At 71.6% G+C, this 15738-nt stretch carries 12 protein-coding genes; all 12 read right to left on the bottom strand.

What is annotated here, in order from left to right:
- Nucleotides 1–113: 113 nt before the first annotated feature.
- On the bottom strand, nt 114–3623 hold the full coding sequence (gene rpoB, locus ACWIYF_RS04035; protein WP_448626831.1) for a DNA-directed RNA polymerase subunit beta: 3510 nt from the start codon (nt 3621–3623) through the stop codon (nt 114–116).
- Between the two features lie 385 nt (nt 3624–4008).
- Complete coding sequence (locus ACWIYF_RS04030) at nt 4009–4812, bottom strand: hypothetical protein (RefSeq protein WP_448626830.1); 804 nt, start codon at nt 4810–4812, stop codon at nt 4009–4011.
- A gap of 5 nt (nt 4813–4817) precedes the next feature.
- Entirely contained in the window at nt 4818–5456 is a 639-nt protein-coding gene (locus ACWIYF_RS04025) for a hypothetical protein (protein WP_448626829.1), read from the bottom strand.
- Nucleotides 5457–5509: 53 nt separating this feature from the next.
- Entirely contained in the window at nt 5510–6781 is a 1272-nt protein-coding gene (locus ACWIYF_RS04020; RefSeq protein WP_448626828.1) for an MCE family protein, read from the bottom strand.
- Nucleotides 6778–8022, bottom strand: coding sequence for an MCE family protein (locus ACWIYF_RS04015; RefSeq protein WP_448626827.1), 1245 nt, complete (start codon nt 8020–8022; stop codon nt 6778–6780). The genes ACWIYF_RS04020 and ACWIYF_RS04015 overlap by 4 nt, the downstream gene beginning before the upstream one ends.
- Entirely contained in the window at nt 8019–9260 is a 1242-nt protein-coding gene (locus ACWIYF_RS04010) for an MCE family protein (RefSeq protein WP_448626826.1), read from the bottom strand. The genes ACWIYF_RS04015 and ACWIYF_RS04010 overlap by 4 nt, the downstream gene beginning before the upstream one ends.
- On the bottom strand, nt 9260–10291 hold the full coding sequence (locus ACWIYF_RS04005) for an MCE family protein (protein ID WP_448626825.1): 1032 nt from the start codon (nt 10289–10291) through the stop codon (nt 9260–9262). Before ACWIYF_RS04005 ends, ACWIYF_RS04010 begins: the two co-directional genes overlap by 1 nt.
- Nucleotides 10291–11343, bottom strand: a complete 1053-nt coding sequence (locus tag ACWIYF_RS04000) for an MCE family protein (protein ID WP_448626824.1) — start codon at nt 11341–11343, stop codon at nt 10291–10293. Before ACWIYF_RS04000 ends, ACWIYF_RS04005 begins: the two co-directional genes overlap by 1 nt.
- 64 nt (nt 11344–11407) lie before the next feature.
- Nucleotides 11408–12787 carry an MCE family protein gene (locus tag ACWIYF_RS03995; protein ID WP_448626823.1) on the bottom strand — a complete coding sequence of 460 codons (1380 nt, stop codon included), beginning with the start codon at nt 12785–12787 and terminating at the stop codon, nt 11408–11410.
- An 8-nt stretch (nt 12788–12795) separates the two neighbouring features.
- The gene (locus ACWIYF_RS03990) at nt 12796–13662 is read right to left on the bottom strand and encodes an MlaE family ABC transporter permease (RefSeq protein ID WP_448626822.1); all 867 of its coding nucleotides are present in this window, start codon (nt 13660–13662) and stop codon (nt 12796–12798) included.
- A complete protein-coding gene (locus ACWIYF_RS03985; protein ID WP_448626821.1) occupies nt 13662–14477 on the bottom strand; it encodes an MlaE family ABC transporter permease in 816 nt (271 codons plus the stop codon). The genes ACWIYF_RS03990 and ACWIYF_RS03985 overlap by 1 nt, the downstream gene beginning before the upstream one ends.
- Entirely contained in the window at nt 14474–15619 is a 1146-nt protein-coding gene (locus ACWIYF_RS03980; RefSeq protein ID WP_448626820.1) for an ABC transporter ATP-binding protein, read from the bottom strand. The genes ACWIYF_RS03985 and ACWIYF_RS03980 overlap by 4 nt, the downstream gene beginning before the upstream one ends.
- Between the last annotated feature and the right edge of the window lie 119 nt (nt 15620–15738).

The following is a 15738-nucleotide window of genomic DNA, read 5'->3' as shown; positions in this document are numbered from 1 at the left end:
TGGACCCCTTTCCCGGGGTTTCGTTACTGAACGCTTCTTGTAAAGGCTTGGTGGGAAGGCCCCCTCCGGGACTCCCCTGCGCGTGCGAAGGGGATCCCGGAGGGGGTCCCTTCTCAGACGTCCTCGACGCTCGAGGGCTCGCGGCGGGAGAGGTCGATGCCCAGCTCCTCCGCGGCCCGGAAGACCTCGTCGTCGGTGTCGCGCAGCTCGATGGCCTGCCCGTCGCCGGAGAGCACCTCGACGTTGAGGCACAGCGACTGCAGCTCCTTGAGCAACACCTTGAACGACTCCGGGATGCCCGGCTCGGGGATGTTCTCGCCCTTGACGATCGCCTCGTAGACCTTGACGCGGCCCAGGATGTCGTCGGACTTGATGGTCAGCAGCTCCTGCAGCGCGTAGGCCGCGCCGTAGGCCTGCATCGCCCAGCACTCCATCTCGCCGAAGCGCTGGCCACCGAACTGCGCCTTACCACCCAGCGGCTGCTGCGTGATCATCGAGTAGGGGCCGGTCGACCGGGCGTGGATCTTGTCGTCGACCAGGTGCAGCAGCTTCAGGATGTAGACGTAGCCCACCGAGATCGGCTCGGGGAAGGGCTCCCCGGAGCGACCGTCGAACAGCCGGGCCTTGCCGGTCTCCTTGACCATCCGGTCGCCGTCGCGGTTCGGGATCGTCGAGCCGAGCAGGCCGACGATCTCGTCCTCCTTGGCGCCGTCGAACACCGGGGTCGCCGTCCGCGTGCCGGGCTCGGCCGAACGGGCGCTCTCCGGCAGGTTGGCCGCCCACTCCGGGTTGCCCTCGACCTGCCAGCCGGACTTGGCGACCCACCCGAGGTGGGTCTCCAGCACCTGGCCGACGTTCATGCGGCCCGGGACGCCGAGCGGGTTCAGGACGATGTCGACCGGGGTGCCGTCCTCGAGGAACGGCATGTCCTCCTGCGGCAGGATCTTCGCGATGACGCCCTTGTTGCCGTGGCGGCCGGCGAGCTTGTCACCGTCGGAGATCTTGCGCATCTGGGCGACGTAGACCCGGATCAGCTCGTTGACGCCCGCGGGCAGCTCGTCGCCGTCCTCGCGGGAGAACACGCGGACGCCGATGACCTTGCCGGACTCACCGTGCTTGACCTTCAGCGACGTGTCGCGGACCTCGCGGGCCTTCTCACCGAAGATCGCGCGCAGCAGCCGCTCCTCCGGGGTCAGCTCGGTCTCGCCCTTCGGCGTCACCTTGCCGACGAGGATGTCGCCGGGGACGACCTCGGCGCCGATGCGGATGATGCCGCGCTCGTCGAGGTCGGCGAGGACCTCCTCGGAGACGTTCGGGATGTCCCGGGTGATCTCCTCGGCACCGAGCTTGGTGTCCCGCGCGTCGACCTCGAACTCCTCGATGTGGATCGAGGACAGGACGTCGTCCTGCACGAGGCGCTGCGACAGGATGATCGCGTCCTCGTAGTTGTGGCCCTCCCACGGCATGAAGGCGACGAGCAGGTTCTTGCCCAGCGCCATCTCGCCTTGGTCGGTGCACGGCCCGTCGGCGATGACCTGGCCGACCTCGACCCGCTGACCCTCGTCGACGACCGGGGTCTGGTTGATCGAGGTGCCCTGGTTCGAGCGGCGGAACTTCAGCAGCCGGTAGGTCTGCCGGGTGCCGTCGTCGGCCATGACGGTGACGTAGTCGGCGGTGGAGTCCTCGACCACACCGGCCTTCTCGGCCACGACGACGTCGCCGGCGTCGACCGCGGCCCGCAGCTCCATGCCGGTGCCGACCAGCGGGGCCTCGCTGCGCAGCAGCGGGACGGCCTGACGCTGCATGTTCGCGCCCATGAGCGCGCGGTTGGCGTCGTCGTGCTCGAGGAACGGGATCATCGCCGTCGCGACCGAGGTCATCTGGCGCGGCGAGACGTCCATGTAGTCGACGCTCTCGGGCGCCAGGTAGTCGACCTCGCCACCCTTGGTGCGGACCAGGACGCGGTCCTCGGCGAAGCGGCCCTGCGCGTCCAGCGGCGAGTTCGCCTGGGCGACGACGAAGCGGTCCTCCTCGTCGGCGGTCAGGTAGTCGATCTGGTCGGTGACCACGCCGTTCTCGACCCGGCGGTACGGGGTCTCGATGAAGCCGAAGGCGTTGACCCGCCCGAAGGCCGACAGCGAGCCGATCAGGCCGATGTTCGGGCCTTCCGGCGTCTCGATCGGGCACATCCGGCCGTAGTGGCTCGGGTGCACGTCGCGGACCTCCATGCCGGCCCGCTCACGCGACAGACCGCCCGGGCCCAGGGCCGACAGGCGGCGCTTGTGGGTCAGACCCGCGAGCGGGTTGGTCTGGTCCATGAACTGGGACAGCTGGCTGGTGCCGAAGAACTCCTTGATGGAGGCGACGACCGGCCGGATGTTGATCAGGGTCTGCGGCGTGATCGCCTCGACGTCCTGGGTGGTCATCCGCTCGCGGACGACGCGCTCCATGCGGGAGAGGCCGACCCGGATCTGGTTCTGGATCAGCTCGCCGACGGTGCGCAGGCGGCGGTTGCCGAAGTGGTCGATGTCGTCGGTGCCGTGGTCGGGCTCGCCGGCGTGCAGGCGCACGACGTACTCGATGGTGGCGACGATGTCGTCCTCGGTCAGCGTCAGCGTGCTCTGCGGCACCTCGACGCCGAGCTTCTTGTTGACCTTGTAGCGGCCGACCTTGGCCAGGTCGTAGCGCTTCGGGTTGAAGAAGAGGTTCTCCAGCAGCGCCTGGGCGCTCTCCCGCGTCGGCGGCTCACCCGGCCGCAGCTTGCGGTAGATGTCCAGCAGCGCCTCGTCCTGCCCGGCGATGTGGTCCTTCTCCAGGGTCGCGAGGACCGTGGGCGACCACTGGAAGTGCTCGCGGATCCGGTCCTCGGTCCAGCCGAGGGCCTTGAGCAGCACGGTGACCGGCTGGCGGCGCTTGCGGTCGATGCGGACGCCGACGGTGTCCCGCTTGTCGACGTCGAACTCCAGCCACGCACCGCGGCTGGGGATGACCTTGGCGCTGAAGACGTCCTTGTCCGACGTCTTGTCCAGGGCCTTGTCGAAGTAGACGCCCGGGCTGCGGACCAGCTGGGAGACGACGACGCGCTCGGTCCCGTTGATGACGAACGTGCCCTTGTTCGTCATGATCGGGAAGTCGCCCATGAACACCGTCTGGCTCTTGATCTCGCCGGTGGTGTTGTTCATGAACTCGGCGGTGACGAACAGCGGCGCCGCGTAGGTCATGTCCTTGTCCTTGCACTCCTCGAGGGACGCCTTGACGTCCTCGAAGCGCGGGTTGGAGAAGGACAGCGACATCGAGCCGCTGAAGTCCTCGATCGGGCTGATCTCCTCGAGGATCTCGGCGAGGCCGCCGACGGCGTCGGCCTGCTCCTCGGGCGAGAGGGTGGCCCGCCACTCGGGGCTGCCGATGAGCCAGTCGAAGGAGGCGGTCTGCAGCGCGAGCAGATCCGGCACCTCGAGGGGCTCGTGGATCTTGGCGAAGGAGACCCGGAGCGGTGCGCCGGGGATCTTCTGCAGGTCGGTCTCAGCGGTGCGGGTACCGGGCTGAGGGACCTCGGGGTCGTACTGGGTGGTGCCGGACTCGGTGGTGCTGGGGTTGATGCTGGTGGGGCGAGAGCCTGCCAAGATGCGTCCTTCCAAGGACTCACGACGTGCGGCCGGTGGGTGCGGGATTTCGTCCTGGGTCGAAAGTCGGTAACGGCGGGGCTGCCCGCGTCCGTCCTGCACCATGGGGTCGGCCGGGGGTCCGGGACGTATCCCGGGCACCACTTGTGACCCGTCAGTAGCGGGCAGGCAGTCAGGGGGCAGCGCAACAGGAGACCCTACCCCTGCTGGCGCACGCTGTCCACGTCGGGGGGCCGGCACGCGACGAGCGCCACACCCGGAACGACAGCGGATCCGTCGAGCAGGGGCTCTCCGGGCCGTTCGTGGGAGCCATGATGCCAGGCTCGGGCCCGCTTGGGCACTGCCACGCCGCGATCTTTCGCAGTCCGGCGCCTGCCCGTGCGCGTCAGCTGGTGGTCAGGACGGTCAGCTCGCTGATCTTCCAGTCCCCGTCGACGCGGACGACGTGCACCTGGACCGTCTGCGTGCACGCCTGCGCGCCCTCCGGCGTGACCTCGCACTCCGATCCCGCGGGCGCCGGCTGGTCCCCGCTGTTCACCGACGTGACCACGTACCTGCCGAACACGACCAGGGTGGCCGCGTCCTGCGCGTCGTTGATCTGCTGCAGGCCCACGTCGAGGACCTCGTAGCCGGTGGTCGCCGAGACCTGCTCGTAGGTGTCGATGATCCCGCCCTGCGACAGGTCGGTCCGGTACTGGTCGCGCAGGTCGCCGGTGAGGACGTCGAGCTTGCGCTGCACGCTGCCCTCGGAGTCGCGGTAGTCGAAGGCGTAGATCGCCTCGATCCCCTCGCGGGTGGCGTCGAGCACCGTGGCGGAGACGTAGCGCGGCGAGGTGCGCTGCCAGAACAGGTACCCGGCACCGGCGGCCGCGAGCAGGCACAGGACGGCGAGGACGAGGGCCAGGGCCCTGCCGCCGCCCCGGCGCGGCTGCTCGACCACGCCGGCGGGGCGCGCCGACCGCCGGGCGACGGGCTTCGGGGCCCGCGTCGCCGCGGGGGACCGCTCCTCGGCGCGGGCAGCGGCGGCCGGCCGGCTCGGGCGGGAGCGCGGCGTCGGCACCGCGCGGGAATCGGCGTCGTCCCGGTCCCGCCGGCTGCCGGCCACCCGCGGGCGGGGGCTGGGCCGGGCGGCGGCGCCGGGCCGGGGCCGCGGCGTCGGGCGGGGGCGCTCGTCGGGGGTCTCGGCCACGTCCCTCACCGCCCCGTCAGCCCGGAGAGCAGCCAGCGGCCGTCGACCTGGGTGAGCTCTGCCTGGATCCGGTAGCGGATCACCTGGGCCTGCTCGTCGGCGTTGGTCTTCTGGGTCGACTGGATCACCAGCAGCACGGTGCCGTGCTCCGCGTCGGCCCGGGTGACCGCCGCCCCGACGACCTCGGTCTGCACGACCGCCTCGGTGTCGGCCAGCCGCTGCCGGTTGTCGTCGAGCTGGGAAACGGCTTCGTCGCGCAGGTCGCCGGTGGTGATCCGGCGGGCCTGCTCGATGTCCTCGTCGAGGGTCACGTAGTCGAACGAGGTCAGGTCGACCACCTCGGAGCGCGCGGCCTGCAGCACGTCGACGTAGTCCCCGGTGGTGATGGACGACGGCTCGGGGCGCGTGGCCCAGAGCCATCCCGCGGCGCCGAGCAGCAGCAGGAGCAGAGCGGCCAGCACGGGGACCAGCGGGAAGGAGATCCGGGCGCGTCGGTCGTCGACGGCCGGCGGCTGCGCCGTGTCGTCGTCGGCACCCCGCCGACGGCGCAGCGCCACCGGCTCGACGTCCGGGAGCCGCTCGTCCCCGGCGCCGGGGACGGCCTCGTCCTCGGCCAGCGCGCGCCCGCGCGCTTCGCTCGTCACCCCTGTCATCCTCTCGGTCGTTTCCTGCACCGGCCCTGTCCTCATGGCCACGATCACCCGATCGAGCGGGAGACGGGGGTGGCGGACAGGATCCCCCCGAGCACCTCGTCGACGATCCCCGCGACCGCCTCGCTGCCAGCTGCGAAGCCGCCCTGGGGCCCGGGTGAGCCCACGCCGCCGCTGCGGCCGATGTTCTGCTCGCCGCGGATGTTCGAGCCCGACTCGTCCACCCCGTCCCCCGGGTTCGGGTCGACCCCGTCGACCACGGCGCAGCGCACAGCGCCGGTGTCCACGCTGGAGACGGCGCCCGGGCTCGGGGTCTGCCCCGTGGAGACGTAGCCGCTGGTGCACGCCCGCGGGTCCCCGGCGTTGAGCACGAACCCGAAGTGCGCCCGCATGGTGCCTCCGTCGTTGCGGACGACGGTGAAGCCCCCGGAGACCACGTCGGGGTAGGTCACCAGCATCTGCTCGACGCCGTCCAGCCGGGGGATGGTGACCTCGTTGAGGACGTCGAGATTGCGCACCAGCGAGCCCAGACCCGGGCCGGCGTTCTCGACCAGCTCCTGCAGGGCGTCGCCGGCGTCCGGCGCGTTGACCACCAGGGTCCGCAGGTCGGGGTCCATCTCCACCAGCGTGTCCGACACCAGGCGCAGGTCCGCCGCCCAGTCCTGGATCGCCGAGCGGCTGTCCACCTGGGCGTCGAGCACGGTCTGCCCGTCGGTGATCAGCTGCAGGGTCTGCGGCAGCGACTGCTCGGCGCGGGCCAGCAGCAGGTCGCCGTTGTCGATCAGCCGGCCGAGGTCGTCGCCGGCGCCGGCGAAGGCCCTGCCCAGCTCGTCGACCACCACCCGCAGGTTCTCGACGTCCAGGGAGCCGACGAGCTGGTCGACGTCGAGCAGCAGCTGCTCCACAGGGATCGGGATGGCGGTCCGGCTCTGCGGGATGACCGAGCCGTCGGCGAGGAACGGGCCGTCGCCGTCGTCCGGGCGCAGGTCGACGTACTGCTCCCCCACCGCGCTGCGGTTGGCCACGACGGCCCGTGCGTCGGCCGGGATGGGCTCGGTGTCCGGCTCGATGGTCAGCGTCACGCGCACGCCGTCGTCGGTGAGCCGCATGTCCGTGACCCGGCCGACGGAGACGCCGCGGTAGGTGACCTCGGCGTTGACGAAGATGCCGCCGGAGTCCGCGAAGTCCGCCGCGACGTCGTAGCCGGAGCCGAGCAGCACGCGGTCCAGCCCGACGTAGTTGAAGCCGAGGTAGGCCATGCCGAGGACGGCGAGGGTCAGGAAGGCGACCAGCTTGAGCTTGGTCCGGCGGGTGATCACGGCGTGCCTCCCGGGATGCCCGGCAGGCCCGGGAGCCCGGTCCCACCGCCGGTCTCGCCCCCGACGACGCTGCCCGCGTCGGCCGGCAGCCCGGGCAGGCCGAGCGCCGTCGTGGTCGCGGGGGTCCGCTGCTGGTTGCCCGGCGGGGAGCCGACCTGGCCGCAGGTGTCGCCGACCAGCTCCTGCGGCGCGATCTTCAGCGCGCCGGTGACGGGGTCGACGGCGTAGCGGCAGAGGATCTCGCGCAGGTCGAGGTTCAGCGTTGCGGTCATGTTGGTGAACAGGCCGTAGCCGCCGGTGCGCGAGTCGGGCCGGTAGTTCAGCGCGGACAGCGAGCTCGCGGGGAACGGATAGGTCAGCAGCAGGTCCAGCGAGCCCGTCAGGTCGGAGCCGGCCGCGGCCAGCTGGCTCAGGATCGGCTGGAGCAGCTGCAGGTCCTGGACGGTGTTCTGCCCCGCCTGGTTGATGATCCGGGTCCCGACGTCGCCGAGGCGGGCCAGGCTGTCGAGCATCGACACCAGCAGGTCCTCCTGCTGGTCGAGCACGTCGAGCCCGGGGCCGATCGTGTCGAGCGCGGTCTCGATCGTGCCGGTGCGCTCGGCCAGGCTGGCGGCGAGCGCGTCGACGCTGTCCAGCGCCCGGCCGATCTCGGCGCGCTGGTCGTCCAGGCCGCCGATGAACGTGTCGAGCTGGTCCAGCGTGTCCTTCAGCTCGTCCTCCCGGCCCTGCATCGCCTCGCCGAGCTCGTGCGTGATCGTCTGGAGCTGGGCCAGGCCACCGCCGTTGAGGACCAGCGACAGGGCGCCGAGCAGCTCCTCGACCTCGACGTTGCGGTTCGTCCGGTCCAGCGTGATCAGCGACCCGTCCTCGAGCCGTCCCTGGGCGGGCTCGCTGCCCGGCGCGGCGAGCTCCACGTACTTCTCGCCGAGCAGCGAGGACTGCTGGATCATCGCCACCGCGTTGCCCGGCAGGTCGACGTCCCCGTTCACGGTCACGGTGACGAGCGCCGTCCAGTCGTCGGACAGCTCGATGTCGGTCACCCGGCCGACCGGGACGTCGGCGACCCGGACGCCGGACTGCGGCACCAGGTCCAGGACGTCGGCGAACTGGATCTGCACCGTGTACGGCCGGTCCCCCACGTCGGCGCCGCCGGGCAGGCTGAACGAGTACGCGCCGCGGAACCCGCAGCCGGACAGCAGGAGCAGCAGCCCGGCCGCGAGCGCACCCACGCGGCGGTTCACGACCGGCCTCCCACCGGGGGCAGGCCGGGGAGCCCGCCGCCGGCCGTGCCGGCGCCGGCACCGGCGTCGAAGATCGCGGTCAGCAGCTCCTGCAGGTCGGACACCCCGTTGCCGTCGAGGTCGTCGAGCACGCCGTTCGCGTCGGCGTCACCGGAGAGCAGCCGGGTGCAGATCTGCTCCGTGGGCGGCAGGCCGAGGACCTGCAGCGGGTCGTCCAGGTCCAGCCCGGCCGGCAGCTGCAGCCGGCCGGCCTGCGCCAGGATCTGGCAGACGATCACGTCGGCGTTCGTGGAGCCGAGCGAGTTGTCGCGGGTGTCGAGGGTCCCGTAGTCGGGGTTGTAGGCGTGCGCCAGGTTGCCCAGGGCCGCGGGCGCGACGTCGAGCACCTCGGCCAGCGCCTGCCGCTGCTGCACCAGGGTCAGCGTCACGTCGGCGAGCTCGTCGACGTTGCCGGTGAGCAGCGCGGTGTTGTCCCGCACGAAGTCGGCGACGTCCCCGAGGGCCTGGGTCAGCAGGTCGACGGCCCGGGCGAGGTCCTCCCGCTCGCCGGCGAGCTGGTCGGCGACCGCCGCGAGGTTGTCGTTGAACTGGCGCACCTGGGTGTCGACCGTGGCCAGGGCCGTCGTGAAGGTCTGCAGGTGGTCCAGGGAGGAGAACAGGTCGTCGCGGTTCTCGGCCAGGGTGCGCACGGCCTGCGAGAAGCCGGTCAGCGTGGAGTTCAGCGCCTCGCCGTTGCCGTCGAGGTTGGCCGCGCCCGTGTCGATCAGGTCCGACAGCGCGCCGTTCTCGTTGGCGCCGGTGGGGCCGAGCGCCGAGGACAGGTCGTCGAGGGCGCCGTAGACCGCGTCCAGCTCGACCGGGGTGGCGGTGCGCTCCAGCGGGACCGTGGCGCCGTCCGCCATCGTGTCGCCGCCGTCGTAGACCGGCGCGAACTGCACGTACCGGTCGGACACAAGCGACGGCGCGAGGATCACCGCGTCGGCGTCGGCGGGGATGTCGTAGTCGTCCTCGATCTCCATGTCCACCCGCACCCGGTCGCCCCGGGGGACGACGGCGGTGATCCTGCCGACCGGGATGCCGAGGATGCGCACGTCGGACCCCTCGTACAGGCCGACGGCCTGGTCGAACCAGGCGGTCACCCGGTAGGAGCCGACCGGGCGGAGCACGGTCCAGCCGATCGCCGCGACGAGGACGACGGCGGCGGCGATCGCGACGCCCCGCTGCAGGGTGCCGGTCATCAGTCGCCCCCCGTCCTGCAGCCGACCGGCAACGGGGTCTGCGCCGCGCCGCCGCAGACGGCGGAGCCCAGCACGCCGGGGACGAGGTTCTCGACGAAGCTGTCGAACCAGCGCCCGTTGCCGAGGGTGTTGGTGAAGACGCGGACGAAGGGGGCCAGGTTCGCCACCGTCCGGCCCAGCGCCGCGCGGTTGCGGGACAGGATGTCGGTGACCGCCGACAGCTGCTGCAGGGCCGGGGTGAGCGCCGCCCGGTTGTCGGCGACCAGGCCGGAGAGCTGGGTGGCCAGCTCCTGGGTGTGGGTGAGGATCGCGTCGATCAGTGCCCGGCGCTCCTGCACCTCCAGCAGCAGCGTGTTCGAGTCGACGATCAGCTTGGTGAACTCGCCGTTGCGGTCGGCGAGCACCTGGGTCACCCGCGACGTGGCCGCGAGCAGGTCGCGCAGCTGCTGGTCGCGGGAGGCGATGGTGTCCGACAGCCGGGACAGCCCCTCCAGCGACGTGCGCACCTCCTCCGGGGTGTCGGCGAAGGTCTGCGAGAGCACCTCGAAGGAGCCGGCCAGCTGGGCGGTGTCGATCTGGTCGATCGTCGTCGACAGGTCGGCGAAGGCCTCGACGACGTCGTACGGGGAGGCCGTGCGCTCCAGCGGGATCGGCTGGCCCGGGTCCAGCGCCGACGCGCCGCGCGGCACCAGGGCGAGGTACTTGGCGCCGAGCACCGTCTCGATCTTGATGGCCGCCTCGGAGCGGTCGCCGACGAAGGCGTCCTTCACCCGGAACTCGACCGTCACGGCGCCGTCCTCGAGGGCGAGGCCCTCGACCTTGCCCACCTTGACGCCGGCGACGCGCACCGGGTCGTCGGGCTGCAGCCCGGCGGCCTCGGAGAACTGCGCCTGGTAGACCGTGCCGCCGCCGATGAGCGGCAGCGACTGCACGTTGAACGCGAGCAGCACCAGCGCCGCGATCACCGAGAGGCTGAGCGCCCCGATGACGACCGGGTTGCGGTCGCGGAACGGCCGGGACCGACGAGCCATCAGCCGCACCCCGCCTCTCCGCTGTTCAGGCCGCCGGCCGGCACGGTGATCCCGTTGGACGGGATCGGCCCGGTGCCCGGCAGGACGACGAAGCCCGAGGCGCCGCACATGAAGAAGTTGAACCAGCTGCCGTTGACCGCGGTGCGGGTGATCAGGTCGATCTTGGTGGGCGCGAGCTGCAGGAAGCTCTCCAGCACGTCGCCGGAGTCGGCGACGTTGCCGGCGAGGGCGCCGAGCTGCTCGATGTCGGCGGCCAGCGGCGGGCGGGCCTGCACCAGGAGCCCGGCCGTGGTGTCGGCCAGGGTGTCGATGGTCTGCAGCGAGTCGAAGATCGCGTCCTTGTCCGCCGCCAGGCCGGTGACGAACTGCTGCAGGCTGACGATCAGGTCCGACAGCTGCTGGTCGCGCGCCGCGACGCTGCCCAGCACGGTGGTCAGGTTGTCGATCACGCTGCCGATGACGGCGTCCTTGTCGGCGAGGGACGACGACAGCGACGCGACGTGCGACAGCAGGCTCTGCACCGTGCCGCCCTCGCCCTGGAACACCTGGATGATCTCGAACGAGAGCCGGTTGACGTCGGCCGGCGAGAGCGCCTGGAACAGCGGTCGGAAACCGCCGAAGAGGGTGGTCAGGTCCAGCGCCGGGTGGGTGCGGGCCAGCGGGATGACCTCCCCGGCGGCCAGCGTCCGCCCGGCCGATCCCTGGCCCTCGGTGAGCGCGACGTAGCGCTGGCCGACCAGGTTCCGGTAGCGGATCGTGGCCTCCACCGCCGCGGGCAGCGGCACGTCCTCCGCCACCTCGAGCTCCACCTCGGCAACCGCGTCGTCGGTTCCCTGGGCCAGCCCGATGCCGGTGACCTGCCCGACGCGGACGCCGGCGATGCGGACCTCGTCGCCCTCGACCAGGCCGGCGACGTCGGTGAACCGGGCCCGGTAGGTCAGCTGGTCGCCGTAGCCGGCGTTGGTGATCGTGGTGACGAGCACGTAGCTGGCCAGCACGGTGACCAGCGCGAAGACGGCCAGCTTGGTCAGCGGCCCGGCGAGTGACCTCACTCTGTCACCACCGCTCCCCGGCAGTTCGCTCCGCTCCTCGCTCGTTCCTCGCTGCGATGCTCACTCACTGGAGCACCACCTGCGTCCCCCGCAGCAGCGGCGCCAGCGTGGCCGCCGACAGGTCCGAGACCTCGTGGGGGGCGAGCCCGGTCTGGTAGCCGAGGATGTTCTTCACGAAGTCCAGTTCCGCGGTGGAGCCCGCCAGCGTGAGGCCCACCGACCGGCCGGCGGTCGGGTTGGGCTCCCCTGCCCCCGGCGGGACGTCGTCCGGCCCGGAGCCGCCGAGACAGTACGGGTTGCCGGACACCGGGCTGTCGGTGGAGTCCACGCCGTCCGCCGGCGGCGTCGGGCAGTAGTACTCGCCCCGCTGGGCCGCCGCGATGAGCGCGTCGATGTCGTCCAGGCCCCGGCAGTCCGGGCCGGACCGGTCGGCGTAGACCGGCTGGTCACCGGGCACGTACGGGTTGCGCGGCGGCAGGGTCACCGAGATGTTCAGGTTCAGCGCCGGGTCGCCGTCCCCGCCGAAGGCCTCGGTGATCATCGGGTTGAACCGGGTCAGGCCCTCGAGCAGGCACGGGTACTCCGGCGAGTACTTCGCGAAGACGCCCAGCACCGGCAGCGAGGTCTCGGCGAGCGAGATCAGGTTCGGCTCGTTGGTCTCCAGGAACTCCGCCGCCGTGGTCGCCGAGCTCTCGCCCACCGTGAAGGTGCGGCGCAACTGCTCGGCCTGGTCGACGATCGTGGTGTTGGTGACGGCAAGGTCGTCCAGAACGGCGAGCAGGTCGTCGGCGGCCGAGTCGTAGGTGTCGGCGACGTCGGCCAGGCCGGAGATGTCGGCCTGCAGCTGGGGCAGCACGGTGTTGAGCTCGCCCACGTAGCTGCCGGCGGTCGCCAGGTTCTCCCCCAGCGAGTCGCCGCGGCCGCGCAGCGCGTCGGCGACCGCGCCCAGGGTGTAGGAGAGGTCCTGCGGCGGCACCGCGCGCAGCAGCGGCAGCAGGTCGTCGATGACCCGCTGCAGCTCGATCGCGTTCTCGGTGCGGTCCTGGCCGATCACGTCGCCGTCGGCCAGCGGCCGGGACGACGGGTTCTCCGGCGGGACGAGGCTGACGAACCGCTCGCCGAACAGGGTCTTGGGCAGCAGCCGCGCGGTCACGTCGGCCGGGATCTCCGCGAGGTGCTCCGGCGCGATGGCCAGCTCGATGGTGGCGCCGTCCAGGTCGGCCCGGACCTCGCGCACCTCTCCGACGATGACCCCGCGCACCTTGACGTCCGACGCCTCCTGCAGCTGGTTGCCGGCCGTGTCGGTCCGCAGGGTCACCGTGGCGACGTCGCTGAAGGCCTTGCCGTAGATCGCCACCGACAGCCCGAGCAGGGCCGCGAGGACGACGAGGAACGCCGCCCCCTGCAGCCGGCGGCGGACGGTCATGGCCCGCGTCGAGGTCATCGCACCGCTCACCCCGCGATCCGCACGGTCGTGGTGGAGCCCCAGATGGCCAGGGAAAGGAACAGGTCGATCACGTTCACCGCGACGATCGAGAAGCGCACCGCCCGGCCGACCGCGAGGCCCACCCCCGCCGGCCCGCCGCTGGCCCGGTAGCCGTAGTAGCAGTGGGTCAGGATGATCACGACCGAGAAGACCAGGACCTTGACGAACGACCACAGCACGTCCTGCGGGGGCAGGAAGAGGTTGAAGTAGTGGTCGTAGGTGCCCGCCGACTGCCTGTAGGCCTGGGTCGCGATCGTGCGGGTGGCGAAATAGCTGGTCAGCAGCCCCAGGACGTAGAGCGGGACGACGGCGATGAAGCCGGCCACGATCCGCGTCGTCACCAGGAACGGCAGCGACGGCACGCCCATGACCTCGAGGGCGTCGATCTCCTCGTTGATCCGCATGGCGCCGATCTGCGCGGTGAAGCCGCAGCCGACCGTGGCCGACAGCGCCAGGCCGGCGACGAGCGGCGCGATCTCCCGGGTGTTGAAGTACGCCGAGAGGAAGCCGGTGAACGCCGAGGTGCCGAGCTGGTCGAGGGCGGCGTAGCCCTGCAGCCCGACCTCGGTGCCGGTGAAGAAGGACAGGAAGGCGATGACGCCGACCGTGCCGCCGATGACCGCCAGCGCGCCGGTGCCGAAGGTGACCTCGGCCAACAGCCGCACGGTCTCCTTCTTGTAGCGGCGCAGCGTGCGCGGCGTCCACGCCAGCGCCCGGCCGTAGAAGCTCAGCTGGTCGCCGAGGTCCTCGAGCGAGGCCAGCGGCGTGCGGTAGACCCGCTTGAGCCGGCGGAGACGGACCCGCAGCCGGTCCGTGGGCGACAGCAGGGCCATCACTGCCCCTTCGGCGGGACGAGCTGGAAGTAGATCGCCGTGATCACGAAGTTGACCGCGAACAGCAGCAGGAACGTGATGACGACGGACTGGTTGACCGCGTCGCCGACGCCCTTGGGGCCGCCGCCGGCCCGCAGCCCCTTGTAGGCGGCGACGATCGCGGCGATCGCCCCGAAGATCAGCGCCTTGATCTCCCCGGTCCAGAAGTCGGCGACCTGGGCCAACGCGCTGAACGACGCCAGGTAGGCACCGGGGGTGCCGCCCTGCAGGATGACGTTGAAGAAGTAGCCGCCGGCGACGCCCACGACGCTGACCAGGCCGTTGAGCAGGACGGCGACGATCATCGCGCCGAGCACGCGCGGCACGACGAGGCGCTGGATCGGACTGATGCCCAGCACCTCCATGGCGTCGATCTCGTCGCGGATCTTGCGGGCGCCGAGGTCGGCGCAGATCGCCGAGCCCCCGGCGCCGGCGATGAGCAGCGCGGTGACGATCGGGCTGGCCTCGCGCAGCACCGCCAGGACCGAGGCCGATCCGGTGAACGACTGCGCGCCCAGCTGTCGCGTCAGCGAGCCCAGCTGCAGGGCGATGACCGCGCCGAACGGGATCGCGACCAGCGCCGTCGGCAGGATCGTCACGCTGGCGACGAACCAGGTCTGCTGCACGAACTCGCGCAGCTGGAAGGGCCGCCGCGGCAGCGCCCGAAGGGTGTCGAGCGCGAAGGCGAACAGGTTGCCGCTGGCCGCCAGCGGCCGCGTCGGCGAGAACGTGCCGTCGAACAGGCCGGGGGCCTTGGGCTTGCCGGCGGCCGTCATTCCTCGCCTCGCGGGCGGGCCCACCACCGCGAGCCGACGGCGACCGGCTCCGGCTCGGGGACGGCGTCGGGCTCGGGCGCCCAGTGCCGTCCGCGGGAGGCGTGGGTGGGCAGGAAGCTGCCGGCGTCCACGTGGGCGAGCAGGTCGTCCGGCAGCGAGGCGCGGATCGCCTCGGCGGTGTCCTCGTCGAACTCGTGCAGCATCCGGGCCACGCGCTCCTGGCGGCGCCGCTGCGCCTGGCGCTCCGGCAGCCCGGGCGAGGGGTCCAGCTGCGGGGGGACGGCGTCCCCGCCGGTGGCCCCCTTGGGGCCGACGCCGTTGTGCGCGTCGCCGCCCCGGGCCTTCAGCGCGGCCATCTCGGCCTCGACCTGGGCGACGTCCTTCTCCTCGCTCATGCCGATCGGGCCCTCCCGCCGGCCGTTGAGGAACTGCCGGACCACCGGCTCCCGGCTGGTGAGCAGCTGCTCGCGCGGGCCGAACATGACCAGGTTGCGGCGGAAGAGCAGGCCGAGGTTGTCGGGCACGGTGCGGGCGGTGCCGATGTCGTGGGTGACGATGAGGAAGGTCGCGTCGATCTGGGCGTTGAGGTCGACGATGAGCTGGTTGAGGTAGGCGACGCGGACCGGGTCGAGGCCGGAGTCCGGCTCGTCGAAGAGGATGATCTCGGGGTCCAGGACCAGGGCCCGGGCCAGGCCGGCGCGCTTGCGCATGCCGCCGGAGATCTCCCCCGGCAGCTTGCCCTCGGCGCCCTGGAGACCGACCATCTCCATCTTCTCCAGGACGATGCTCCGGATCTCCGACTCGCTCTTCCTGGTGTGCTCGCGCAGCGGGAAGGCGATGTTGTCGAAGAGGTTCATGGAGCCGAACAGCGCGCCGTCCTGGAACAGGACGCCGAACAGCTTCCGGATCTCGTAGAGGTCGTGCTCGCCGGCCCGGACGATGTCGGTGCCCTCGATGACGATCGAGCCCTGCTCGGGCTTGAGCAGGCCGACCAGGGACTTGAGGAACACCGACTTGCCGGTGCCCGAGGGGCCGAGCAGGACGGAGATCTCACCGGGCGGCAGGGTGAGCGTGACGTCGCTCCAGATGTTCTGGCTGCCGAAGGACTTGGTCAGTCCCCGGACCTCGACCGCGACGCCCACGTTGCTCCTCCCGCTCCCCGGCGGCGGTGCCGGTTCCGCGTTGACCTCTACTGGTCAGTAACGACCGCCCATCGTGAGGGTTACGCAGGTCACCCTGCAAATCGGAACCGTCACCCAGA

The organism is Geodermatophilus sp. URMC 64 (genome assembly GCF_053502555.1).
Note: the sequence above shows the minus strand (reverse complement) of the source record. Positions and strands in the feature narration are given on the sequence as shown.